Annotated in this window: 15 protein-coding genes and 1 pseudogene; 8 read left to right on the top strand and 8 right to left on the bottom strand. The window is 45.5% G+C overall.

The annotated features are described in order from the left end of the window. Positions 1 to 231 precede the first annotated feature (231 nt). The 7 genes from K6V21_RS18695 to K6V21_RS18665 form a co-directional block, all read right to left on the bottom strand. A complete protein-coding gene (locus tag K6V21_RS18695) occupies positions 232 to 2,385 on the bottom strand; it encodes a glycoside hydrolase family 97 protein (RefSeq protein WP_224319516.1) in 2,154 nt (717 codons plus the stop codon). A gap of 79 nt (positions 2,386 to 2,464) precedes the next feature. Continuing rightward, positions 2,465 to 4,963, bottom strand: coding sequence for a glycoside hydrolase family 31 protein (locus K6V21_RS18690; protein ID WP_224319515.1), 2,499 nt, complete (start codon positions 4,961 to 4,963; stop codon positions 2,465 to 2,467). 248 nt (positions 4,964 to 5,211) lie between these two features. Next, complete coding sequence (locus K6V21_RS18685) at positions 5,212 to 7,002, bottom strand: glycoside hydrolase family 66 protein (protein WP_224319514.1); 1,791 nt, start codon at positions 7,000 to 7,002, stop codon at positions 5,212 to 5,214. Positions 7,003 to 7,115: 113 nt separating this feature from the next. Continuing rightward, on the bottom strand, positions 7,116 to 8,609 hold the full coding sequence (locus K6V21_RS18680) for a SusF/SusE family outer membrane protein (RefSeq protein ID WP_224319513.1): 1,494 nt from the start codon (positions 8,607 to 8,609) through the stop codon (positions 7,116 to 7,118). Positions 8,610 to 8,631: 22 nt separating this feature from the next. After that, positions 8,632 to 10,122: a RagB/SusD family nutrient uptake outer membrane protein gene (locus K6V21_RS18675; RefSeq protein ID WP_224319512.1), complete on the bottom strand. Its 1,491-nt coding sequence runs from the start codon at positions 10,120 to 10,122 to the stop codon at positions 8,632 to 8,634. A 12-nt stretch (positions 10,123 to 10,134) separates the two neighbouring features. Then, a complete protein-coding gene (locus K6V21_RS18670; RefSeq protein WP_217713140.1) occupies positions 10,135 to 13,134 on the bottom strand; it encodes a SusC/RagA family TonB-linked outer membrane protein in 3,000 nt (999 codons plus the stop codon). A 251-nt stretch (positions 13,135 to 13,385) separates the two neighbouring features. After that, positions 13,386 to 15,044 (bottom strand): DUF6377 domain-containing protein, encoded by a 1,659-nt coding sequence (locus tag K6V21_RS18665; protein WP_224319511.1) that lies wholly within the window; start codon positions 15,042 to 15,044, stop codon positions 13,386 to 13,388. Between the two features lie 347 nt (positions 15,045 to 15,391). Between K6V21_RS18665 and K6V21_RS18660 the strand changes: the two genes are divergently transcribed. The 8 genes from K6V21_RS18660 to K6V21_RS26695 all read left to right on the top strand — a co-directional run bounded on the left by K6V21_RS18660 (position 15,392) and on the right by K6V21_RS26695 (position 20,607). Next, positions 15,392 to 15,712, top strand: coding sequence for an ArsR/SmtB family transcription factor (locus K6V21_RS18660; protein ID WP_224319510.1), 321 nt, complete (start codon positions 15,392 to 15,394; stop codon positions 15,710 to 15,712). 81 nt (positions 15,713 to 15,793) lie between these two features. Next, the gene (locus K6V21_RS18655) at positions 15,794 to 16,027 is read left to right on the top strand and encodes a thioredoxin family protein (RefSeq protein ID WP_007218596.1); all 234 of its coding nucleotides are present in this window, start codon (positions 15,794 to 15,796) and stop codon (positions 16,025 to 16,027) included. Between the two features lie 9 nt (positions 16,028 to 16,036). Then, positions 16,037 to 16,474, top strand: coding sequence for a nitrophenyl compound nitroreductase subunit ArsF family protein (locus tag K6V21_RS18650; RefSeq protein WP_224319509.1), 438 nt, complete (start codon positions 16,037 to 16,039; stop codon positions 16,472 to 16,474). Positions 16,475 to 16,481: 7 nt separating this feature from the next. Next, the gene (locus K6V21_RS18645) at positions 16,482 to 17,189 is read left to right on the top strand and encodes an aromatic aminobenezylarsenical efflux permease ArsG family transporter (protein ID WP_224319508.1); all 708 of its coding nucleotides are present in this window, start codon (positions 16,482 to 16,484) and stop codon (positions 17,187 to 17,189) included. A gap of 32 nt (positions 17,190 to 17,221) precedes the next feature. After that, positions 17,222 to 17,548, top strand: coding sequence for an arsenite efflux transporter metallochaperone ArsD (arsD, locus tag K6V21_RS18640; RefSeq protein WP_217713143.1), 327 nt, complete (start codon positions 17,222 to 17,224; stop codon positions 17,546 to 17,548). Positions 17,549 to 17,577: 29 nt separating this feature from the next. Next, the gene (gene arsA, locus K6V21_RS18635; protein WP_224319507.1) at positions 17,578 to 19,290 is read left to right on the top strand and encodes an arsenical pump-driving ATPase; all 1,713 of its coding nucleotides are present in this window, start codon (positions 17,578 to 17,580) and stop codon (positions 19,288 to 19,290) included. After that, positions 19,290 to 20,330 carry an ACR3 family arsenite efflux transporter gene (arsB, locus tag K6V21_RS18630; RefSeq protein ID WP_224322064.1) on the top strand — a complete coding sequence of 347 codons (1,041 nt, stop codon included), beginning with the start codon at positions 19,290 to 19,292 and terminating at the stop codon, positions 20,328 to 20,330. The genes arsA and arsB overlap by 1 nt, the downstream gene beginning before the upstream one ends. 142 nt (positions 20,331 to 20,472) lie before the next feature. After that, the gene (locus K6V21_RS26695; RefSeq protein WP_262903762.1) at positions 20,473 to 20,607 is read left to right on the top strand and encodes a hypothetical protein; all 135 of its coding nucleotides are present in this window, start codon (positions 20,473 to 20,475) and stop codon (positions 20,605 to 20,607) included. Between the two features lie 5 nt (positions 20,608 to 20,612). Here K6V21_RS26695 and K6V21_RS18625 read toward each other — a convergent pair. Further along, positions 20,613 to 20,816 (bottom strand): annotated as a pseudogene (locus K6V21_RS18625) (sugar O-acetyltransferase); the annotation flags it as partial. Between the last annotated feature and the right edge of the window lie 24 nt (positions 20,817 to 20,840).

The raw sequence follows: 20,840 nt of genomic DNA, 5'->3' as shown, positions 1-20,840 counted from the left end.
TTAATTAGTGTTATAAAAACACTTATATTGGCCTAATCATTTGGAAATACGCAGAATATCCGTACCTTTGCACTGTGTTTTTCATAGTATTAGATTTAAGGTTAACAAAGATTGGAGTACAGCGGTACTCCTTTTTTTATTGTGTGCGCAGCACACAATAAAAATGGGAAAGCTAAAGCCCTCCCATTCTGTTAATGTTCTGTAATTATGCACTTGACAAGCAAAGCAACTTTATTGAGCAACCTTTAGTGTTTTCAATCCCTTTACTGCAGATTTATCTTTCACCTCCATAATGCTAATAGCGTAACCACCACCCGGAGCCGCTTTCAATTTCAGCACGGTCTTAGGAGAAACAATCCCTTTACGGATTACGTAAGCCTGCGGATTCGTTTTATAATCAGCATCCTTTGCGTCCGCATAAACAGTAGCTATATACTGTTTATCAGCATCCAGAAAATCCAGTTTCAGAGTAGAAGCATGCCCCTGCTCACTGCTGGTACAACCTATAAACCAATCATTCGTACCTTTCGCCTTGCGGGCAGCCGTGATATAGCGTCCCGGTTCTGCTTCCAGGTATCGGCTGTCATCCCAGTCCAGAGCCACATCTTTAATGAACTGGAAAGCATCCATAAAGCGTTCATAGTTCTCAGGCAGATCGGCTGCCATTTGCAGGGGGCTGTACATCGTGACGTAGAGTGCCAACTGACGCGCCAATGTAGAGTTTACATGAGCGTGACTATTCGGATTCAGTTTATTCATATCCATTTCAAAGACACCCGGCGTATAATCCATCGGTCCGCCTTGCAGACGGGTGAAAGGAAGAACGGTCGTGTGGAAAGGCTTGCTGCCTCCGAAAGCTTCATATTCCGTGCCACGGGCAGATTCATTTCCTATCAGGTTCGGATACGTACGGCACAAACCAGTAGGCCGTACAGCCTCGTGGGCATTCACCATAATTTTATGCTTGGCAGCTTCGGTCACGGCATACAGGTAATGGTTGTTCATCCACTGCCCATAATGATATTCACCGCGTGGAATGATATTGCCCACATAACCGCTTTTCACGGAATTGTAACCGTATTGGTTCATCAAGTCATAGGCAGCCTCCATGTGGCGTTCGTAGTTGCGTGCGGAAGCCGATGTCTCATGATGCATCATCAGTTTGACACCTTTGGAGTGAGCATACTCATTCAGGTATTTGATGTCAAAATCAGGGTATGGAGTGAGAAAGTCGAAAACATAATCCTTGCTGTTGCCGAACCAGTCTTCCCAACCGGTATTCCAGCCTTCTACCAATACCTGGTCGAAACCATGCTCCGCAGCAAAATCAATGTACTTCTTTACATTCTCCGTATTGGCGGGGTGAATGCCGTTCGGTTTCACTTTCGTATAATCCGTTTCATCCAGTTTTACGGAAGGGAGATCAAATGTATAAGCCCACGGCTTGCCTGCCGCAATCATTTCCCACCATACGCCTACATACTTCACAGGCTTAATCCAGGATGTATCTTCATATTTGCAGGGATCATTCAGATTCAGTATCAGATTGGAAGCCAGCATTTCACGGGCATCATCACTGACTATCACCGTACGCCACGGAGTGTGACAAGGTGACTGCATATACCCTTTATCGCCCTGTGCATCCGGCGTCAGCCAAGATTCAAAGATAAGGTTCTTATCATCCAGATTCAGGTGCATACACGAATAATCCACCAAAGCGGCTTCATGGAGATTGAGATAGATTCCGTCAGCCGTTTTCATCTGGAGGGAAGTCTGTACACCTGTCGGTGAAAACTGGTTTTGTGACGCATTATCAGTAATGGCTCCCTGCATGAAACCACGAATTTCCGAAAGTTTGGATTCCGTATAATCATATTCCTGAGTATCGTAATCACCGGGAATCCACCAGGAGGTATGATCGCCCGTCATAGCGAACTGGGTATGTTCGTCCTTAATCACGAAGTAAACCAGATTCTTCTGTTGCGGAAACTCATAGCGGAATCCTACACCATCATCATATACACGAAAACGAAGGTTCATATAACGATCCGTGACGGGTTGTTTCAATTCAACCAGCAATTCGTTGTAGTGATTACGAATATCTTTCGTCTCTCCCCACACCGGTTGCCAGGTTTCGTCGAAGGTAGAGGTAGAAGCTTTCAGGACTTCAAAACCGTCCAGCAGATTATCGGAATTCTTCAATTCCAGTCCCAAGGTGCTGGGGTTAATCACGGATTTCCCTTTATACTCCACCTGATAGGTCGGAGCGCCATTCTTTGATAATCCGAAATCCAGCTTCACCTGGCCCGAAGGAGACGACACTCCTTCGGCTTTCCCCACTAAGGCAAAAAGAAGACAAATTGTACTAAGCATTAACTTTCTCATAACTATACTATTTTATAATTTAAGTTTCGCATGCTACCCTATACACACTATCAGCGTATAACAGCATGCGGAATATGGTTTAATAAATAAATTCAATCGTGTGTTTCACCCCGTCATCCGGCAATCTCAACATACAAAGATTCTGTTTCTTATCCGGACACCATGCGGTAACCTTGAACTCCGTTTCCATCCCTTCATTCAGTTTTTCCGCTTTCATCTTCCTTACTTTTTGTCCGTCAATAAGCGCTTCCTTCGGCATCTGACTGGTATAAATGCAAAACATCAGGTTGCGTTCTCCCGGAAGGGCATACTTCTCTCCCGCCCTTTCCCCGACTTCGAGCACATATCCCTTTTCCGTTGTCCGGCAAGATACAGGAGTACGCATAAATTCTCCACGCTGATATCCCAGATCAGTTCCTGCATCTTCATACAGGGAGAAAGACGTTTCACCGCCCGCCGCAGCCGGAAATACCTCAAATGTAATCGGATAAACGGGCTTCTCATCCGTATAATTCATCACAGGCATCTGAGGGATGATACTTCCTTTACGCACAAACATAGGAATGGTATTCAGCGGAGCATTTGCCGTAGTCCACTGTTCGCCGCTATATTCCGTGCGCTTGTCATTATAATCAATCCAGATACCTTCGGGCAGATAAACATTCTTATTAGTTGCCCCCTTCTTCACCACCGGAGCCACCAGCAATTCGCTGCCAAACATAAATTGTGCATCCGTAGAGACCGTTTCCAAATCTGCCGGATATTCCATAAACATGGGGCGCATAATCGGCAAACCCGTTTCATGCGCTTCGCGGGCATAAGTATAAATATAAGGCAGCAAGCGATACTTCATTTCTATGGCAGCTTTAACGTTCTTCTCCGCTTCTTCCCCAAAGAGCCACGGTTCTACCGCCACATCTCCTTCATGGTGAATACGGCTCAGAGGATTGAACGCTCCCAACTGTACCCAACGGGTATAAAGTTCCGCCATGGCGGGATAATCTTCAATATCCCCGCAATAACCTGAAATGTCACATGCCACGAAAGGAATCACACCCAGTCCGGCAGATAAAAGTACCGGGATCTGATTAGCCATCTGTCCCCAGCCTTGCAGCACATCATCTCCATTGCCGCAATCTCCGGTCCAGCCGAAGGTGTAACGCTGTAATCCTGCATAGGCGGCGCGTGTCATCTGGAAGACACGAAGATCCGGATTCCGTTTCTCAAACTGTTCCTTTACCACCTTGTCCCAAGTCAGACCATACACGTTATGAATTTCATCGTGCATACCGAGGTGGTGCTTCATGACAAGACGTTCCGTTTGTTCTTCATTGCTCCAGGCAGGTTCGCCCATATCCGTCCAGAAGCCGGCAATGCCGTCATCTATCGGTTTCTGCTGATAGGCTCCCCACCAGTCCGCCACTTCGGGAATGGTAAAGTCCACCACACCGCAGTTGCCACCCCAGGGCCAGGGCATGTCATAGCTTCTGCCCGTGGTGGAGTCTTTCACCAGATAGCCGAGGCGATCCGCTTCTTCCCATTGCTTCCTGTTGGCCTGGGAGATGACAGGGTCTTGCGAAACAATCACCTTGAAGCCCATCCCTTTCAAGTCGGCAAGCATCTTCTTCGGGTTCTGATAGTTTTCTTTCCGCCAGTTGAAGTCCTGTAGGTATTGTGTCCAGCCGATGTCCTGATAGATGATGTCGCAAGGAATACCACGCTTGCGGTATCCTTCGGCTATTTCATAAGAGAGCTTCTCGGTGGTCAGCAGGCCGCGGCATTGTGCAAAGCCCAGTGCCCACTTCGGAGGCATGATGGGTTGTCCGGTCAATGCGACATACTGCTTCATGATTTCCTTGTAATCCTTACCAAAGATAAAATAGTAAATCATCTCTCCACCGGGAGCTTCAAAGCTGTAATAATCGCGGCTCTCGGTACCGAATTTGAATTCTGTCTTATAGGTGTTATCCAGAAATATACCATAACGATAACTACTCATAAAGAAAGGGATACTCTTGTACAGGGGATCTTCTACAACGCTGTAACAGGGTTTATCGCTGTTCCACATCTTATAAGATTCACCACGGCGGTCCAGTTTGCCGGTCTTCTCGCCCAGACCGAAGAAGTGTTCGTCCCGGCGGAGGGTCTTGTATTCCACTTTGCGGGTTCCTTCGCAGACATGCCCTTTATCTGCATAATCGCTGAACAGGAGTTTCTGATACTTGTCGAATATCTGCAAGCTGAACGGGGCTTTATTCACCCGGATGCGGAGTTTGGGCGTGAACATCTCATAACAGGCATTCTGCTCGTCCACCTGAACGGTGCCCACATCTTCCAGTTCTTCATTGATGACTGCAAAAGAAGGGGTTCCCCGTTGCAGTTTCCCGTCCGGTGAAAACCAGACACGCACCACGGAAGGGCTGCACAGTTGCAATTGCACCGCTGAACTATCGCTCAGGTGGAAGGTAACGTTTCTCCCTTCCTTGGAATAGGAAATACAGTTTCCCGTTACATTTCCGCTATATGAATACGGAGACAGGAAACACAATACTACTAATAGATATATGTATATTTTCATGGTTTACATTCTTTATTGTTAATCAGTTACGAGCTACAGGCTACAAGCTACAAGTACCTTTCGGAACATAGCGCAGCTACTTGTAGCTCGTAGCTTGTAGCCCTTCCGCACCCCTATGCTTTCATGGGGTGGTGAAAGCCTCGGTGTATGGGGTAGCGAAATTTTGGTTTCGCGGGGTGTGGAAATTCGGATTTCTGGGGTTAGGGAAATTTATCCACACCAGTCTTAAATCCACTCCATTAACAGCTTTATTCTATCACAATCATCGTCCAGTATTTCAATGAAGGAAGCGTAAAGGTTATCGCTCCGTCTTTCTGTTCGAAAGCCAGTTCCTGCGAGGCTCCGGCATGGGTGTCGGGAGTAGCCACCCATACTTTGCTCACTTTCCCCGCAACATTCAGCTTCAAGGGCACTTTAGTCACCAACCGTGGTTCGGGCATTGTCCCGTTCAGATCTCTCCAACACAGGCTGTTTGCACTCAGGAAGTTCAGCAGATGAACCACCTGCTTACCACCCACCCTTCTGGCAAAAGAAGTTATGGCTGACTTCTGTGGCGGCCAAGTGTTCAGATTCAGATTCTTGCTTGCATCCGTACATACCAGCGTTACCTTCTCCTCCTCCCCGCCATCGCGAAGAAGATTCTGATAAGCGGTCATAAAGTCATAATAGCGCACAATGGCCGTCTTCAAGGCATCACTCATCTGCAAACGGGTATTCGGGAAATATTCGCTGCACAGCATGTGGTCGCCTCCCAGTTCCAGATGGGAACCGCCAAGGGCAAACATCACCGCATCCGTCAGCAAGATTCCCGGCATATTGAACTCGCCGGAACCCTTCTCATAATTCATATAAGCCGCAAACACCGTCTTCAGTGCCTGATTTCCGTACTGATGGTTCGCTTTCAGGATCGTATATAAGTCCGTGAAATCAGCTTCATCCCCCCAAACTTCATTATACAGGAAGTCGACTTTGCCCGTACCTGCAATCTGGGATGCCCCGTAGCTACTTACTGCATTCATCACCAGTCGTTTATCAGGATGTTTCCCCTTCATAGCTTCAATAAACGAAACATAAGTCTTAGGCAGATTCACCTTATTCCCCCTGTAATCATAGCGGTCGCCACGGTTGCCCAACTGGTCTATCTGATAGCCGTCAAAGTCAAGACTGGCATAGACATCATCGTTGCGTTGGGCAATATATGCCTGCCATTCGGCATTACCCGGATCGAGCAGATAGATATTGCTCTTCCAACTGTCGGGCAACGTATGGGCATCCTTATCCGTATGTCCTGTGCCTTTAAAGATGTACCACTCTTCTTTCACACCGTCACCGGCTGCATCATCGAGCGCACCGAAACAAAGATTATAGAACATCGCCTTCATTCCATACGAGTGCTGGATGCGGATATAATCCTTTACCGACTGTGTATAGATATCCCGGTTGGCGATATCTTTATATACTGCATCGAGATGTTCGCGCGTACCGCCCAGCGGCCAGTGGTGCTTGTTGTGCCAGTCCTGAAACTGTACACCATTGATATGGCAACGGTTCAGAAAAGCCATTTCCTCCTGAATTTTACTTTCCGTTTTAGAAGCGTCGAAGGTGGCGACAAAGCCATAACGCGGGAAGCGGGTCCAGTCGCTGGATACATCGACGGCAATAGTACCGAGAATGATTTCCGTACCGTCTTCTTTAGTGCGATAAACGTCCGCCAGATATCCGGTGAAATCCGTTGCAGGGACAGTCCACGTCCAGGAACTGCCTGCGGCTGCCTGTTCGGAGATTACCTGGTTCAAGGTGCGGTAACGTACCTTCGCTCCCGCAGGCAGGGCATCGGCTGTGAAGGAAACGGTTTCACCCGGTCGGTAGCAAGCCTTGTCAGTGGTCAGGTTCACAGTCAAATCGGAGGTAACGGGAGTGACATCAGTCACTCCTCCTGTTTCTCCTCCACCACCGTTACCACCGCCGGTTTCATCATTGTCTTTGCTGCATGAAGCCAAAAAGAACGTGGCAGCCATTGCATAAACTATATATTTCATCCTATTGAATTATTAATTAGCTACGAGCTACAAGTTACTACGCTGTACTCGTGGGCTAATAACCCGGCTATCATGCCGAAAGGCACTTGTAGCTCGTAGCTAGTAGCTTGTAGCTATTTCACAATCGAAATCGTCTCTTCCAGTTGATTCAGGGTAATCTTATAAGAACCTGCCGTCGTGATCTTCCATTTCAGGTCGATGCCTCCAATCATTACATCCGGATATTGGGCTTTGAAAGCATCGCTGGCCTTATCCAGGAACAACATCGGTTCCGTCTCGCCCGAAGGCTGCCGGTCGGCTACGGTCGGCATAAACCAGGCACCGTTCCAGTCATCTTTCTTATCACAGGTCAGCTTCAACTCACCCACATTCAGTACACCTTGCCAGGTAAATACATACGGATTATCCGTGGCCTGCATCGGCGTGGCATCTCCAATGCTCCATCCCGCAGGCGTAGCATCCCCTACCATATAAATCATCTCATAAGGAACAAATTCACTCATCATCATACGCTCTTTCCCTGCACGGATATCGACACATATCTTATAGGCCTTACCGCACTCGGCATCTTTCAGCACCCATTTATTGTCAGGATCGAACCCTTTCACAAATACCATTTCCGTATCGGTGTAAGCGGCGTCGGCATTCTTTGCCTTATACATGCTCTCCCAGCTTCCTTCCGAAGTTCCGAACTTGAATTCCCCGCCCTGGCCTGCATCGAACAAACGGGCATAGCGGAACAGGAACGGATCGAGCACATCCTTTTTCATCGGCACAAATCCCCAGTCGTTCATACCTCCAACGAAATAAAGCTGATCGTAAGCCGGTCTGAGGTTCTCGGTCTGAGTCAGAGTGACAACACCGGTAAACAGATTCGCTTCAACAACATAGTTGAACTCTTCTTCAATCGTAAACGGTTCGTCCGGCTGATCGGCACTGGTACGAAGCACCAGCTTTCCGTCAGTTCCTTTGTTGTACGACGGCAAGAAAGACCCCGGCGTAGTGATAAACTTGAAGGAACCCGCAGTCATTTTTCCCGTCCATGTAAAGATACCATTGTCTTTCCGGGTCATTTCCGTTGCATCGTCCGCACTCCAACCGCCGGGAGTGGCATCACCTATCAGGTAAAGAGTGGAAGTCAACGGTTTGTAGGCAGTGACACTAAAAGAGGTGGTGGCTACCTGCGTCTCTTCCCGATCCGTTACTTTGGCTGTCAGGCGTGCTTCCAGAGAGATGTTTTCAGTAGCTTCCGCACCGAAATGCTCACGAAGGATGTTATTCAATTCCTCCACGCTCTTCTTCCAGGTATATTCCTGCACGCCATTTTCCAAAGCCACATAAGGAGCGGTAAAATTACTGCCCGCCTTGGCTAGTTCCAGTGTATAGGAAATCTTATTTCCCGTACCATAATTCGTGCCCGTTGTCCAGGAAAGTTCCAGGGCATCATCGCCATGCGCCTGTTCGTCCAAAACGACTTCCGTGTTGCTGGTGGAAAGCGCCAGTTCATTGTGCCCCTTGTCCAGTTCCATATAGTCATTGTCCACGCATGCAGACAATGCCATGCAACCCAGCAATGCAAATACTAGATGTGAGATATATCTTTTCATATTCTTCTTCTGATTTAAGTGATTAATAACCCGGATTCTGTGTCATCAGTATATTCGCATCCATTTCCGTCTGCGGAATGGGGAACAACAGGCGATTCTTGTTCACACTGTTCTTCCCGATGGATTGCAGGAAGCGGATGGCATACTCTCCATTATTGACGCGGATCATATCGAACCAGCGATGTCCTTCGAAAGCCAGTTCCATGCGCCGCTCGTGAATAATCTTCTCACGCATCGCCTCCTGCGACAGGCCCGAAACTTCAGGCAATCCGGCACGTTTGCGAACTATATTCAGGGGGGTGGCAGCCTGCCCCGGTTGTCCCATTTCATTCAGCGCTTCCGCCTTCTTCAGCAAGACATCCGCATAGCGGTACACAACAAAGTTATTGGGGTTCGTATTGTATTCCGGCGAAATAGTCTTGGACACCAGAAATTTGCGCACGTTATATCCGGTATTGGAATAAGAACTCTTGTAAGTCTTCCCGTCGAAGTCCGGACAACCTGCATAAAGAACCGTCAGCTCCTTCCGTTTGTCACCTTCTTCATACTGGCTCACAAATTCCTCCGTAGGCTGGTTCCAGCCGTAGCTGCCTGCAACAAAGTCCGAGTTACGGGGGCCCATGAAAGTGGAAAGCCAGGAAGACTGCCCGTCCGTTCCCCAGAAATCATATTCCGTACTTCCGGAATACTGCACCTCAAACAAAGATTCAGGACCGTTATTGATGGTAGCATCGAAGTTGTTTTCATACTTGCAGGTGGAAAGGTCGTAACCCAGGTTCGTAATCTCATTGCACAGTTCCACCACATCTTCATAATAGCTCGTATGGTTGGGAGCCAGTGTCAGGTAGATATCCGCCAGCATGGCAAGGGCGGCATCCTTACAGGCACGTCCTTTTTCTTCTTCATTATATTCCGCTTTCGCCGGAAGCAAATCGACTGCATTCTTACAGTCCGAAATGATCTGCTCATAAGTCTGATCCAACGTAGTGCGTGCTATTGCAGTAGATCCACCCGGAGTATAAGGTTCCAGACGCAAAGGAACGCCGCCATACAAACGGGCTAAAATATAATAGTAATGGGCACGAAGGAAATATGCCTCACCCATACAACGGTTCTTTATGCTTTCCGATACGGCTTCGGCCTGCGGAAGACTGGTCAGCACAATGTTGCACTGCCCGATGCCTACCCACGGAGAACGCCACATATACAGAGCCATCCCATTATCACTCTGCGTGATAAAGTTGGATGCCTGTATGGTTTCCAGACCGTCCGTACCACCGCCTGCACCTACCAGACTGTTGCCCGCAACGATATCCAGCGACCACATACGCTGATTGTAGAGATTGGAAGACTGAAGCGCCTTGTAGCAAGCGTTTGTCAGTGCCACGGCCACATCATCGGTCACGGTTGTTTCAGGATCAACGGCATATTTGGGCGACTTATCCAGGAAGTCGTTACATGATACCAGCATCAATACAGCCAGCACGTATAGTAAGTTTGTTATCTTTTTCATATCCGAATCTATTTAAAAGTTAAAGTTTAATCCTACACTGAATGTACGGGAAATGGGATAGCGGGATAAATCAATACCGTTGATATCCACCTCCGGATCGAAGCCGGAATATCCGGTAATGGTAGCCACATTCTCACAGGAAAGGGAAAGGCGTGCATTCTCTATCTGTAACTTCTGCAACCATTGTTTCGGGAAAGTATAAGAGAGTGTGATGTTCTTCACACGCAAGTAAGATCCGTCTTCTACAAAGCGGTCGGATACACGGCAGTTCTGATTAGGATCACCGAACACGGCACGCGGCATGGAGTAGCTTGTCCCCTCCCCGCGCCAACGGTTCAGCACGTCAGTCGTCTGGTTGTATGCGGCAGCCATACCGACGTTGTCAATATTGTTGGCGTTATAAATCTTATTGCCGGCCACTCCCTGAAGGAATACGGAAAGCTCAAATCCTTTATAAGACAAGTTATTGTTCATTGAGAAGAACCAACTGGGATTGGGATTGCCAATCACCGTGCGGTCACTGTCGTTGATGACACCGTCGTTGTTCAAATCCCTGAAACGGATATCGCCCGGTTCAGCTCCCGGCTGCACGGCATGCGCATCCACTTCCGCCTGATTTTGGAACAAGCCGTCCGTCACGTAGCCGTAGAAGGCATTAATCGGATAGTCTTTTGCCAGCATCGTCACATACGAGTTATTGATCTGGTTGATATAGTAAGGAACCGCGCTGTTCAAGTCCTTAATCTTATTCTTATTGTACGTGGCGGTCACGTTCGTTTCCCAACCCAGTTCTCCGGTCAGGTTGATAGTGTGCAGACTCATTTCCAAGCCTTGATTGCGCACTTTACCGGCATTCGTATAAGTGGTGGTGGTATCTTCAAATCCCGATGTGATGGGGATGGATGCCTTTACCAGCATATCCCTTGTCTCTTTCAGATAAGCATCCAGTGAGAATACGATCCGTGAATTGAACAGGGAAGCATCAAAACCGATATTCGTCTGTGCCACCTCTTCCCAATGAATGTAAGGATTGGCAAGCGTAGAGGAAACTAATGCGGTCTGATTGCCGCTCGTTGTTCCGAATGGATATACACTGGTATTGTAAGATGCCAGGTAACTATAATTACCGACACTTGCCTGGCTACCCGTCACTCCATATCCTGCACGTATTTTCAGGTCGTTCACAACGTCGTTCTTCGGGAACCAGCTTTCCTGCGAAATGCGCCATGCGGCAGATACAGAAGGGAAAGTACCCCAGCGGTTCTTTTTACCGAAACGACTGGAACCATCACGACGGACAGTTGCCGTCAGCATATAGCGGTCTTCGTAAGAGTAGTTGATACGTGCCATGTAAGAGAGCAACGCCCATTCATTGGAACTGCCACCAATGGCGTACATCTCCTGACCGTTATCCATTTCATGCACATTGTCGAACATGAAGACGTTCTTCTGCGCATTCAGGTAATCATTCTCATTCCACTGTGCAGACGAACCCGCCATTACTCCCACACGATGCTTTTCTGCAAAGGTATGGTCGAACAGGAAATAGTTATCCCACAGATAAGTGAATGATTTATTATCGCTCTTGTAGCGTGAAGTTTCTTCCGTCGGAATAGGTTTCCAGTTATATTTCGGCGTGAAGTTATCGATGAACCAGAATTTGGCATCGTAACCGAAAGTACTCTTGAATTTCAACCATTTGGTAAAAGTCAGTTCCGCCGTCAGGTTGGCAAGGAAGTTATAACCTTTCGTCTGACTCTTGTTCAGTTGCGTAGGCCCTATCGGATTGCGGATGCTACCGTACCATTCCGAATTACCTTCCGGACCACTCCATGAACCGTCTTCATTCTTCACCGGAAGAACGGGAAGAGCCTTCAATGCATCACCGATATTGTAGCTGCCCGAATCCTTCGTATCAGTACTGAAAGTGATATTATTGGAGAACTTCAACCACTTCAGCACCTGCGCGTCGCTGTTGGACTGAAACGTAAAACGGCGATAGTTTACACTGCGCACTGTACCCGACTGATCGAGAAAACCACCGGACACATAATAATGAGACTTCTCATTTCCTCCGGAATAACTTACCGTATAGTTCTGCATCACACCCGTGCGCAGCAATTCGTCCATCCAGTCGGTACCTGCACCCAGTTCCGAAGGATTTGCCCAATTCGGGTTCGGGTTGCGACCGCTGTTCACCATCATATCATTACTCAAATCGGCATACTGGCTTGCGTTCAGCAAAGAAGGAACGTTCGTGGCATTCTGGAAAGCACAATTAGCCGATACCGACAATTTGCCTTTCCCTTCCGTTCCACGCTTGGTGGTGATCATCACTACCCCATTGGCTCCACGCGAACCGTAAATGGCTGTAGCTGATGCGTCTTTCAATACGTCCAGGCGTTCCACATCCGCCATGTTCAGTGAAGACAGACCCAGGTCGGTAGGCACACCGTCAATCACCACCAGCGGATCGCAGTTGTTAATGGAACCCAGACCACGAATCTTGATAGATACATTATCGCCGGGCTTTCCGGCATCCACTACCTGCACACCGGAGATGCGGCCCTGAATGGCTTGTCCCAGATTAGAAACGGGAGCATCTTTGATGTCTTTGCTTCCCAAGGAGGAAACAGCACCGGTGAGGTCACTTTTCTTCATGGTTCCATAACCGATAACCACCACTTCGTCCAGCATCTCACTGTCTTCCGAGAGTGTTACCATAATCTGTTTCTGTCCTTTTACGGGAACTTCCAAAGACTTATAGCCCACGAATGAAACTACTATAACGGCATCCGAAGGCACATTCAGCGAGAAGTCGCCATCAATACCCGTTATCGTACCGTTCGTTGTGTTCTTCTGCACCACACTGGCCCCGATAACGGTTTCTCCGGTCTGGTCTTTCACTACACCTTGTACTGCGATTTGCTGTGCGAACATGCACATCGGAAGTAACATTCCTATCAGACAAACCATGATTCGAAGCCTGATCGGCATTTTGTACTTTTGCATAATATAAGAGTTTAAAGTTAGTAATAAAAATATAGATTCACATGCATTTGTCCCCTCCGTGGAAGGAACAATGCAAATGTATCGGATAAGAGGAAGCAATAAGGGGGAAAAGAGTGAAAAAGTAGTAGCTTAAGACGTTTTACAAGGTATAAAACACTAATAATCAACACTATCAAAAAGATGCATTGTACCAAAAAAGTAGTAAAAATATAAGCGTAAAAAAGACACTTATATGCCTTAAAAGTGTGGTTTTAGTCTCTCGACTTACCTATTTTCATTACTTCCTGTTCCAGTTGGTCACGGTCGCCCGCAGCTTTATTACGAACTTTGGTACGGTAATTATAAATGGTAGTCACAGAATAGCGCAGGAATTGGGCAATCTTCACACTGTCGGTAATTCCCAAACGGATAAGGGCGAAGATACGCAGTTCGGTACTCATTCGTTCGTTGGCCTTGGGGTAAATCTGCTCCCCTTCAGCAAGCAGGGTGTTGAAGTCTTCTACAAAAGTGGGAAACAGTTGCAAGAAGGTATTATCAAAATTGGCATAAAACTCTTTCAGCTCCTCTTCTATGAACTTAGAAGATTTGATGTTTTTGTATAGCTCATCTACCTTGCCCGTAGCGGCTATCTTGCCCAGCGAACGGCGATAGTTGTCCATCTTTTCCAAATATACGGAACACTGGTCCATATAGCGGCCGATGTATTCCTCTTTCAGGTAGGAGTTTTCGGCAATGATGTGGTTGGCTTCTTTCAGTTGCAGATTGTAGCGGTGGAGTTCTTCATTCAATTCTTTCAGACGCTTGTTGGCATTTATCACTTCATGGCGTGCAGCTGCTACGCGTTTCATCTGCTTATACACATAGAAGATTGCGATCAGTAGGAAAATGGACAGCAGGCTGATAGAGATTAACGCCCATTTCATTTGTTCCTGTTGTTTTTCAGCCTTTTGCTGGTAAGTGTCGTTGATGAGGGGGAAGATTTGCAGGATTTCCAGAATACGTAACCGGGCGTTGCAGAACACGGCATCGTCCATACACAGTTTCAGATACGAATAGGCACGGTCTATGTCTCCTTCCTGATAGAGCAACACAGCCAGTTTCCTCAAAGAAATATATTCGCGCACTGCGGACTTCATGTCTGCAATGGAGGAAAGAATCAAATACTCCTTCTCTTTTTCAGTGTCTTCTTTCAGGCGATATGACTCTGATAAAGTGTAGGCACAGATTGCCACATCGTGCACATTGTCTATCTGTCCCGCCAGATAGTCGGTCAATAACTGGATAGCTTTATCGAACTCGCCCCGCACATTGTGCTGGTCGGACTGAATCAGCGTGTACACCAAAAGATTGTCTTTGTTGACCAGTAACAGGGAGTCACGGTATCTATCCGTGATCTCGGCATAGAGTTTCTTCTCCTGTTCCGTAACGGCGTAATCGGCCATGAGCCCATAGACTGTACGGTAAATATGGTAATAATACGGGTGCAGGTCATCCGATAGATAATTGATTTGTACGTTGTGCATCAGGTCAACTGCTTCTTTATACATGCCTGCCGTGCCCATAATCTCGGCAGTGTTCATGAGGGCGTTGTCCTGATGTTCCTTGTTTTTCAGTCGCAGGGCTACCTGGTATCTCTCGCGTGAGATGTAAAGCGAAGAGTCAGTGTTGTAGGAACGATATTCATCCAAATATTCCCCCAACAGGGTAAAGCGATTTTCATCAGAAATGCGTTGTCTCAAGGCTTGTCTCAGGTCGTTCAGTTTCTTTTCTTTTTGCTCAATGTATACATGGCGGTTTTGAATTACATGATCCAGTTGGGATAAGAGGGAGTCTACAACATTGTTGGCGGCATGGAGCTGACACATACATACACAACATAATAGATATAAGGATGTGAATATTTTCTTCATCTGAGTTTCGATTGGTTAAAGGTTACTTCTGCAAGAAGTTCTATGCAAAAATAAGTAAAATTTGATAGAATCCCATGCGGATAGCACTTAAATCACAATATCTTTAAACCAAAAACGATACTTTTTTAAAAGATGAAGATACTTACATGTACATGTAAGTATAGCCAACATGTATATGTAAATAGCACCGACATGCGGGTATTAGTAAGGGGATTCTTTAAAAACAGAGAGATTAAAATCCCCGCAAGACAAATATTCATTTAATTAATCTAAAAAATAACCGTATTTATTTTGCTATTTCAAATATTGTTCGTTGTTTTGCGAACAACAAATAAAAGAGATATAAAGTGAAAACCAAACAGTACACAACAGAGCAGGAACAGATAGCTCGCTTTGCAAAAGCACTGGGACACCCTGCAAGAATGGCTATCCTTAATTTTTTAACCAGGCAGGAAAGTTGCTACTTCGGAGACATTCACGAAGAACTGCCAATAGCCAAAGCGACAGTTTCCCAACACCTGAAAGAGCTGAAAGATGCCGGACTGATTCAAGGTGAAATAGAAACACCGAAAGTCAAGTATTGCATTAACCGTGAAAACTGGGAACTTGCCCGCAAGTTGTTTACCGGATTCTTCAATGAGTGTAAATGTACTTCGTGCTGTGAATAAACAGCACCTTTTTTTATAAACAATGTTCGTTATTCTACGAACTACGATTATGTATATTATTCATTTTAAAGCTATCTGATAATGGAAATTAAAGTATTAGGTACAGGTTGCCCCAGTTGCAAAACTTTGTACGAAACCACCCAACAGGCTATTGCAGAATTAGGAAGTGATGCCACTTTGGTAAAAGAGGAAGATTTATTGAAAATCATCGAATATAATATATTAAGCCTTCCGGCCTTGGTTATAGACGGGAAAGTCGTTTCGGCAGGTAAACAGCTGTCATTGAAAGAGGTAAAAGAATTACTAACCCAATAATTACATGCCATGAAAAAGTTATTCCATGTATTCATTGCAGGAATTATTTTAATTTCCTGCGGAAATGGAGCCAAAGAGAAAACAGAAACAGCAAACAGCGAAACTATGCAGAATGACCGCGTGGAAGTGCTTTATTTTCATGGAGCACAACGATGTATAACCTGCCGGGCTATTGAAACTAACACAAAAGCACTTTTAGACAGTCTTTATTCAAAGGAAATAGTATCGGGAAGAATCGTCTATAGGATAATTGATATTTCTCAAAAGAAGAATGAGCCGATCGCAGATAAGTACGAAGTGACATGGTCGTCCTTGTTTGTAAATGGATGGAAGAGCGGTCAGGAGAAGGTCAATAATATGACAGAGTTTAGTTTTGCCAATGCAAAAAGTCATCCCGGCAAATTTAAGAATGGTATAAAAGATAAAATTGATGAATTGCTAAAATAAGATACCAATGGACTTTCTTCAATCAATATTAGACAGTACTTCCATTCCTGCCATAACAGCTTTTATACTTGGAATATTAACAGCTATAAGCCCATGCCCGTTAGCTACTAATATAACAGCGATAGGATTTATCGGCAAGGATATTGAAAACCACCACTGTATATTTATTAATGGTTTGCTTTATACTTTAGGCCGAATAATAACTTATACGGTTCTTGGGTTTATCCTTATTCCCATTCTCCGCGAAGGTGCAAGTATGTTTTCCGTACAAAAGGTTGTAAGCAAGTATGGAGAAATGCTAATTGCCCCGCTATTAATAGTGATTGGTGTTTATATGCTCGACATCATCAAGCTCAATTTGCCTAAAATCAACTTTAGCGGGAATAAGCTGAAGAGAAAAACAAAAGGAAGCTGGGGTGCACTATTCTTAGGAATCTTATTTTCCCTTGCTTTCTGCCCTACAAGCGGAATATTCTATTTCGGCATGCTTATGCCAATGTCGGCAGCAGAAACAGGCGGCTATCTTTTACCGGTGGTTTATGCGATTGCAACCGGATTACCTGTTATCCTCGTAGCCTGGGTATTGGCATATAGTGTTGCCGGATTAGGCAAGCTCTATAACAGAATACAAGTATTCGAGAAATGGTTTCGTAAAGTGGTCGCCATCCTCTTTATTGCGGTGGGGATTTATTATGCAGTCATGTATTATCTATAAAGTAAGTTTTAACAATCAAATCAACAGTAAAGATGAAAAAGATAGAAATTTTCGACCCGGCGATGTGTTGTCCTACGGGTTTGTGTGGAACAAACATCAATCCTGAATTAATGCGGATTGCTGTCGTTATAGAAACATTAAAAAGACAAGGAATAACGGTTATCCGCCATAATCTGAGGGACGAGCCTCAGATATATGTAAGCAATCAGACCATAAATGATTATCTTCAAAAATACGGTGCAGAAGCATTGCCCATTACCCTGGTGGATGGTGAAGTAGCTATATCTAAAACCTACCCCACCACCCGACAGATGAGTGAATGGACCGGCATAAATTTAGACTTCATGTCTACAAAATAATATTTGAAAGAAAAAAACATAACATCACAATGAAAGCATTTAATTTATCAGATATTGACCTTACAAAATATCTCTTTTTCACAGGAAAAGGAGGGGTTGGAAAAACATCTATCGCTTGCGCTACGGCTGTGGGATTAGCAGACAAGGGTAAGAAAATACTTCTTATCAGTACCGACCCTGCTTCCAACTTACAGGACGTCTTCAACCAATCACTTAACGGGCACGGTTCAGAGATTACAGAAATACCGGGCTTGACAGTTGTCAATCTTGATCCAGAACAGGCGGCGGCAGAATATCGGGAAAGGGTGATCGCACCTTTCAGGGGAAAATTGCCTGAAAGTGTTATCCAAAACATGGAAGAACAACTGTCAGGATCATGCACGGTTGAGATTGCTGCTTTCAATGAGTTCTCGGATTTCATTACCGATGCTCAAAAGCAATTAGAGTTCGACCATATAATCTTTGATACTGCTCCCACAGGGCATACTTTACGGATGCTGCAACTACCATCAGCATGGAGCACATTCATTAGTGAAAGTACTCATGGCGCATCTTGTCTAGGCCAGTTATCAGGATTGGAAGAACGAAAAGAAATTTATAAAAAGGCTGTTGGAACACTTTCCGATACGGGCACAACCCGGCTAATGTTGGTGAGTCGTCCCGAAATCGCGCCATTGAAAGAAGCCGCCCGTTCTTCTCACGAACTGCAATTATTAGGAATTAAAAATCAGATACTAATAATAAACGGTGTTTTGAAACAGTTGGATAAAAACGACAGCGTTTCCAGTCAGCTACATGAAAGACAACAGAAAGCCCTGCAAAGTATGCCTGCGGAACTATCCGGTTATCCGTTGTATCATGTTCCTTTGCGATCATACAATTTATCCAGCATAGCGAATATCCGGCGGATGCTGTATAGTGACAGCCTTTCCAATGAGGTAAATTATAAGCCTGTGGTAGCCCCCAAAGATGTGGACGAAATGGTGGATGATCTTTATACATCCGGAAAAAGGGTTATTTTTACAATGGGAAAAGGTGGCGTAGGCAAAACTACATTAGCTACTGAAATTGCTTTAAAATTAACCCGGCTCGGTGCCAAAGTGCATTTGACAACTACCGATCCGGCAAACCATCTGAATTATGAACTTGCCATAAAAGCCGGTATCACGGTAAGCCGGATTGATGAAGCTGAGGTTTTAGAGAAGTACAAGAACGAAGTCCGCAGCAAAGCAGCCGAAGCAGTCACCGCTGAAGACATGGAGTACATAGAGGAAGATTTACGCTCTCCCTGCACACAAGAGATTGCAGTATTCAAGGCTTTTGCCGAGATTGTGGATAAGGCTGAAACTGAGATTGTTGTGATTGATACCGCACCAACAGGGCATACTTTATTGCTTTTGGACGCCACTCAAAGTTATCATAAAGAGGTTGAACGTACCCAAGGAGAAGTCATGGGGGCAGTAGCCAATCTGTTACCTCGCCTACGTAATTCAAAGGAGACGGAAGTAGTGATTGTTACTTTACCCGAAGCAACCCCTGTCTTCGAAGCGGAACGCCTTCAGATGGATTTACAACGTGCCGGGATAAACAATAAATGGTGGGTGGTAAATGCTTGCCTCTCATTAACAGAGACTAAAAATTCGTTCCTGAAAGCGAAAGCGCAAAACGAATTAGCTTGGATTAAGAAAGTAGAGCAATTATCACAGGGCAATGCAGCCCTGATAGAATGGAGAAACGTATAATGGAAAAGAAGCAAGGAATTGGATTTTTTGAACGATATCTTACCCTATGGGTTACCTTGTGTATTATTGCCGGAATTGCCGTGGGCCAATGGCTTCCGGTGATACCGCAAACCTTGAGCAAATTTGAATACGCCAATGTTTCTATACCTGTGGCAATTCTAATATGGTTGATGATCTATCCCATGATGCTGAAAGTAGATTTTCAGAGCGTTAAGAATGTGGGTAAACGCCCTAAAGGGATAATCGTTACTTGCGTTACGAACTGGCTTATAAAGCCTTTTACAATGTTTGGAATAGCCTATTTATTCTTTTATGCCATCTTCAAGGTTTTTATACCCGAAGATTTAGCCAAAGAATATCTGGCAGGTGCGGTCTTGCTTGGGGCAGCTCCTTGTACGGCGATGGTCTTTGTATGGAGTCATTTAACAAAAGGTGACGCCGCCTACACGCTGGTGCAGGTAGCTGTAAACGACTTGATAATATTAGTTGCTTTTGCTCCTATTGTTGCCTTATTATTGGGTGTCGGCGGTGTCATAATTCCGTGGGATACACTGTTTCTATCCGTATTGTTGTTCGTTGTCATTCCGCTTTCAGCAGGAGTGATAACCCGGACATGGGTTATCAGACGAAAAGGAATAGAATACTTCAACCATGTATTTATCCGTAAATTTGATAACTATACGGTTGGAGGATTACTTTTGACGCTTATTATCCTGTTTTCTTTTCAAGGGGAAACAATATTGAATAACCCCTTACATATTCTCTTGATAGCCATCCCGCTTGTCCTGCAAACAATCCTGATTTTCTTTGTCGCTTATGGATGGGCGAAATGGTGGAAATTACCCCACAATGTGGCTGCTCCGGCCGGAATGATCGGTGCAAGTAATTTCTTTGAACTGGCTGTGGCTGTGGCCATATCTCTTTTTGGCTTACAATCCGGTGCTGCATTGGCCACTGTTGTGGGTGTACTTGTGGAGGTTCCGGTAATGCTTATGCTGGTACGGATGGCAAATAATACCAAAAAGTGGTTTCCTGAATGAACTTCTGACCGTACACAAGCCTTCCAGAAAACAGGCGTAGTCTAATCTGTAGACAGCATGTGGAATTACTTGTCAAAAAACATTCATCACTCCCCGTTATTAGTAAACCATCCTCCTAGCAGGGCTACACCCTTTCCCCCGGATGGCTACACCCTTTGAAGGTGATGGCTACACCATCCACAAAAAAGGGTGTAGCCCTACAAAAGTTGTGTCACAGCTATCTCCTGAGCGGGTACAGACCGATTTTACTACATTCCGTCCCGACATTGTCATGTAATATTTTCATACTTCCGAAAGTTCTTTTAAAAAGTGCTTCTTTAAATGATTGTTAGTTGGTACGGAATTAGGAAATATCCTTTTGATGATCCGTGCAGGATTGCCGGCCACAATTGTCATAGCAGGAACATCCTTTGTTACCACACTACCAGCTCCCACAATGGCTCCGTAACCAATCTTAACGCCCGGTAGTATCGTGGAATTTATACCCTATCCAAACCTTGTCTTCAATCA

It is taken from the genome of Bacteroides cellulosilyticus (assembly GCF_020091405.1).
Lineage (GTDB): Bacteria > Bacteroidota > Bacteroidia > Bacteroidales > Bacteroidaceae > Bacteroides.
The sequence above is the reverse complement of the archived record's forward strand: the minus strand, read 5'-3'. Positions and strand labels throughout refer to the sequence as shown.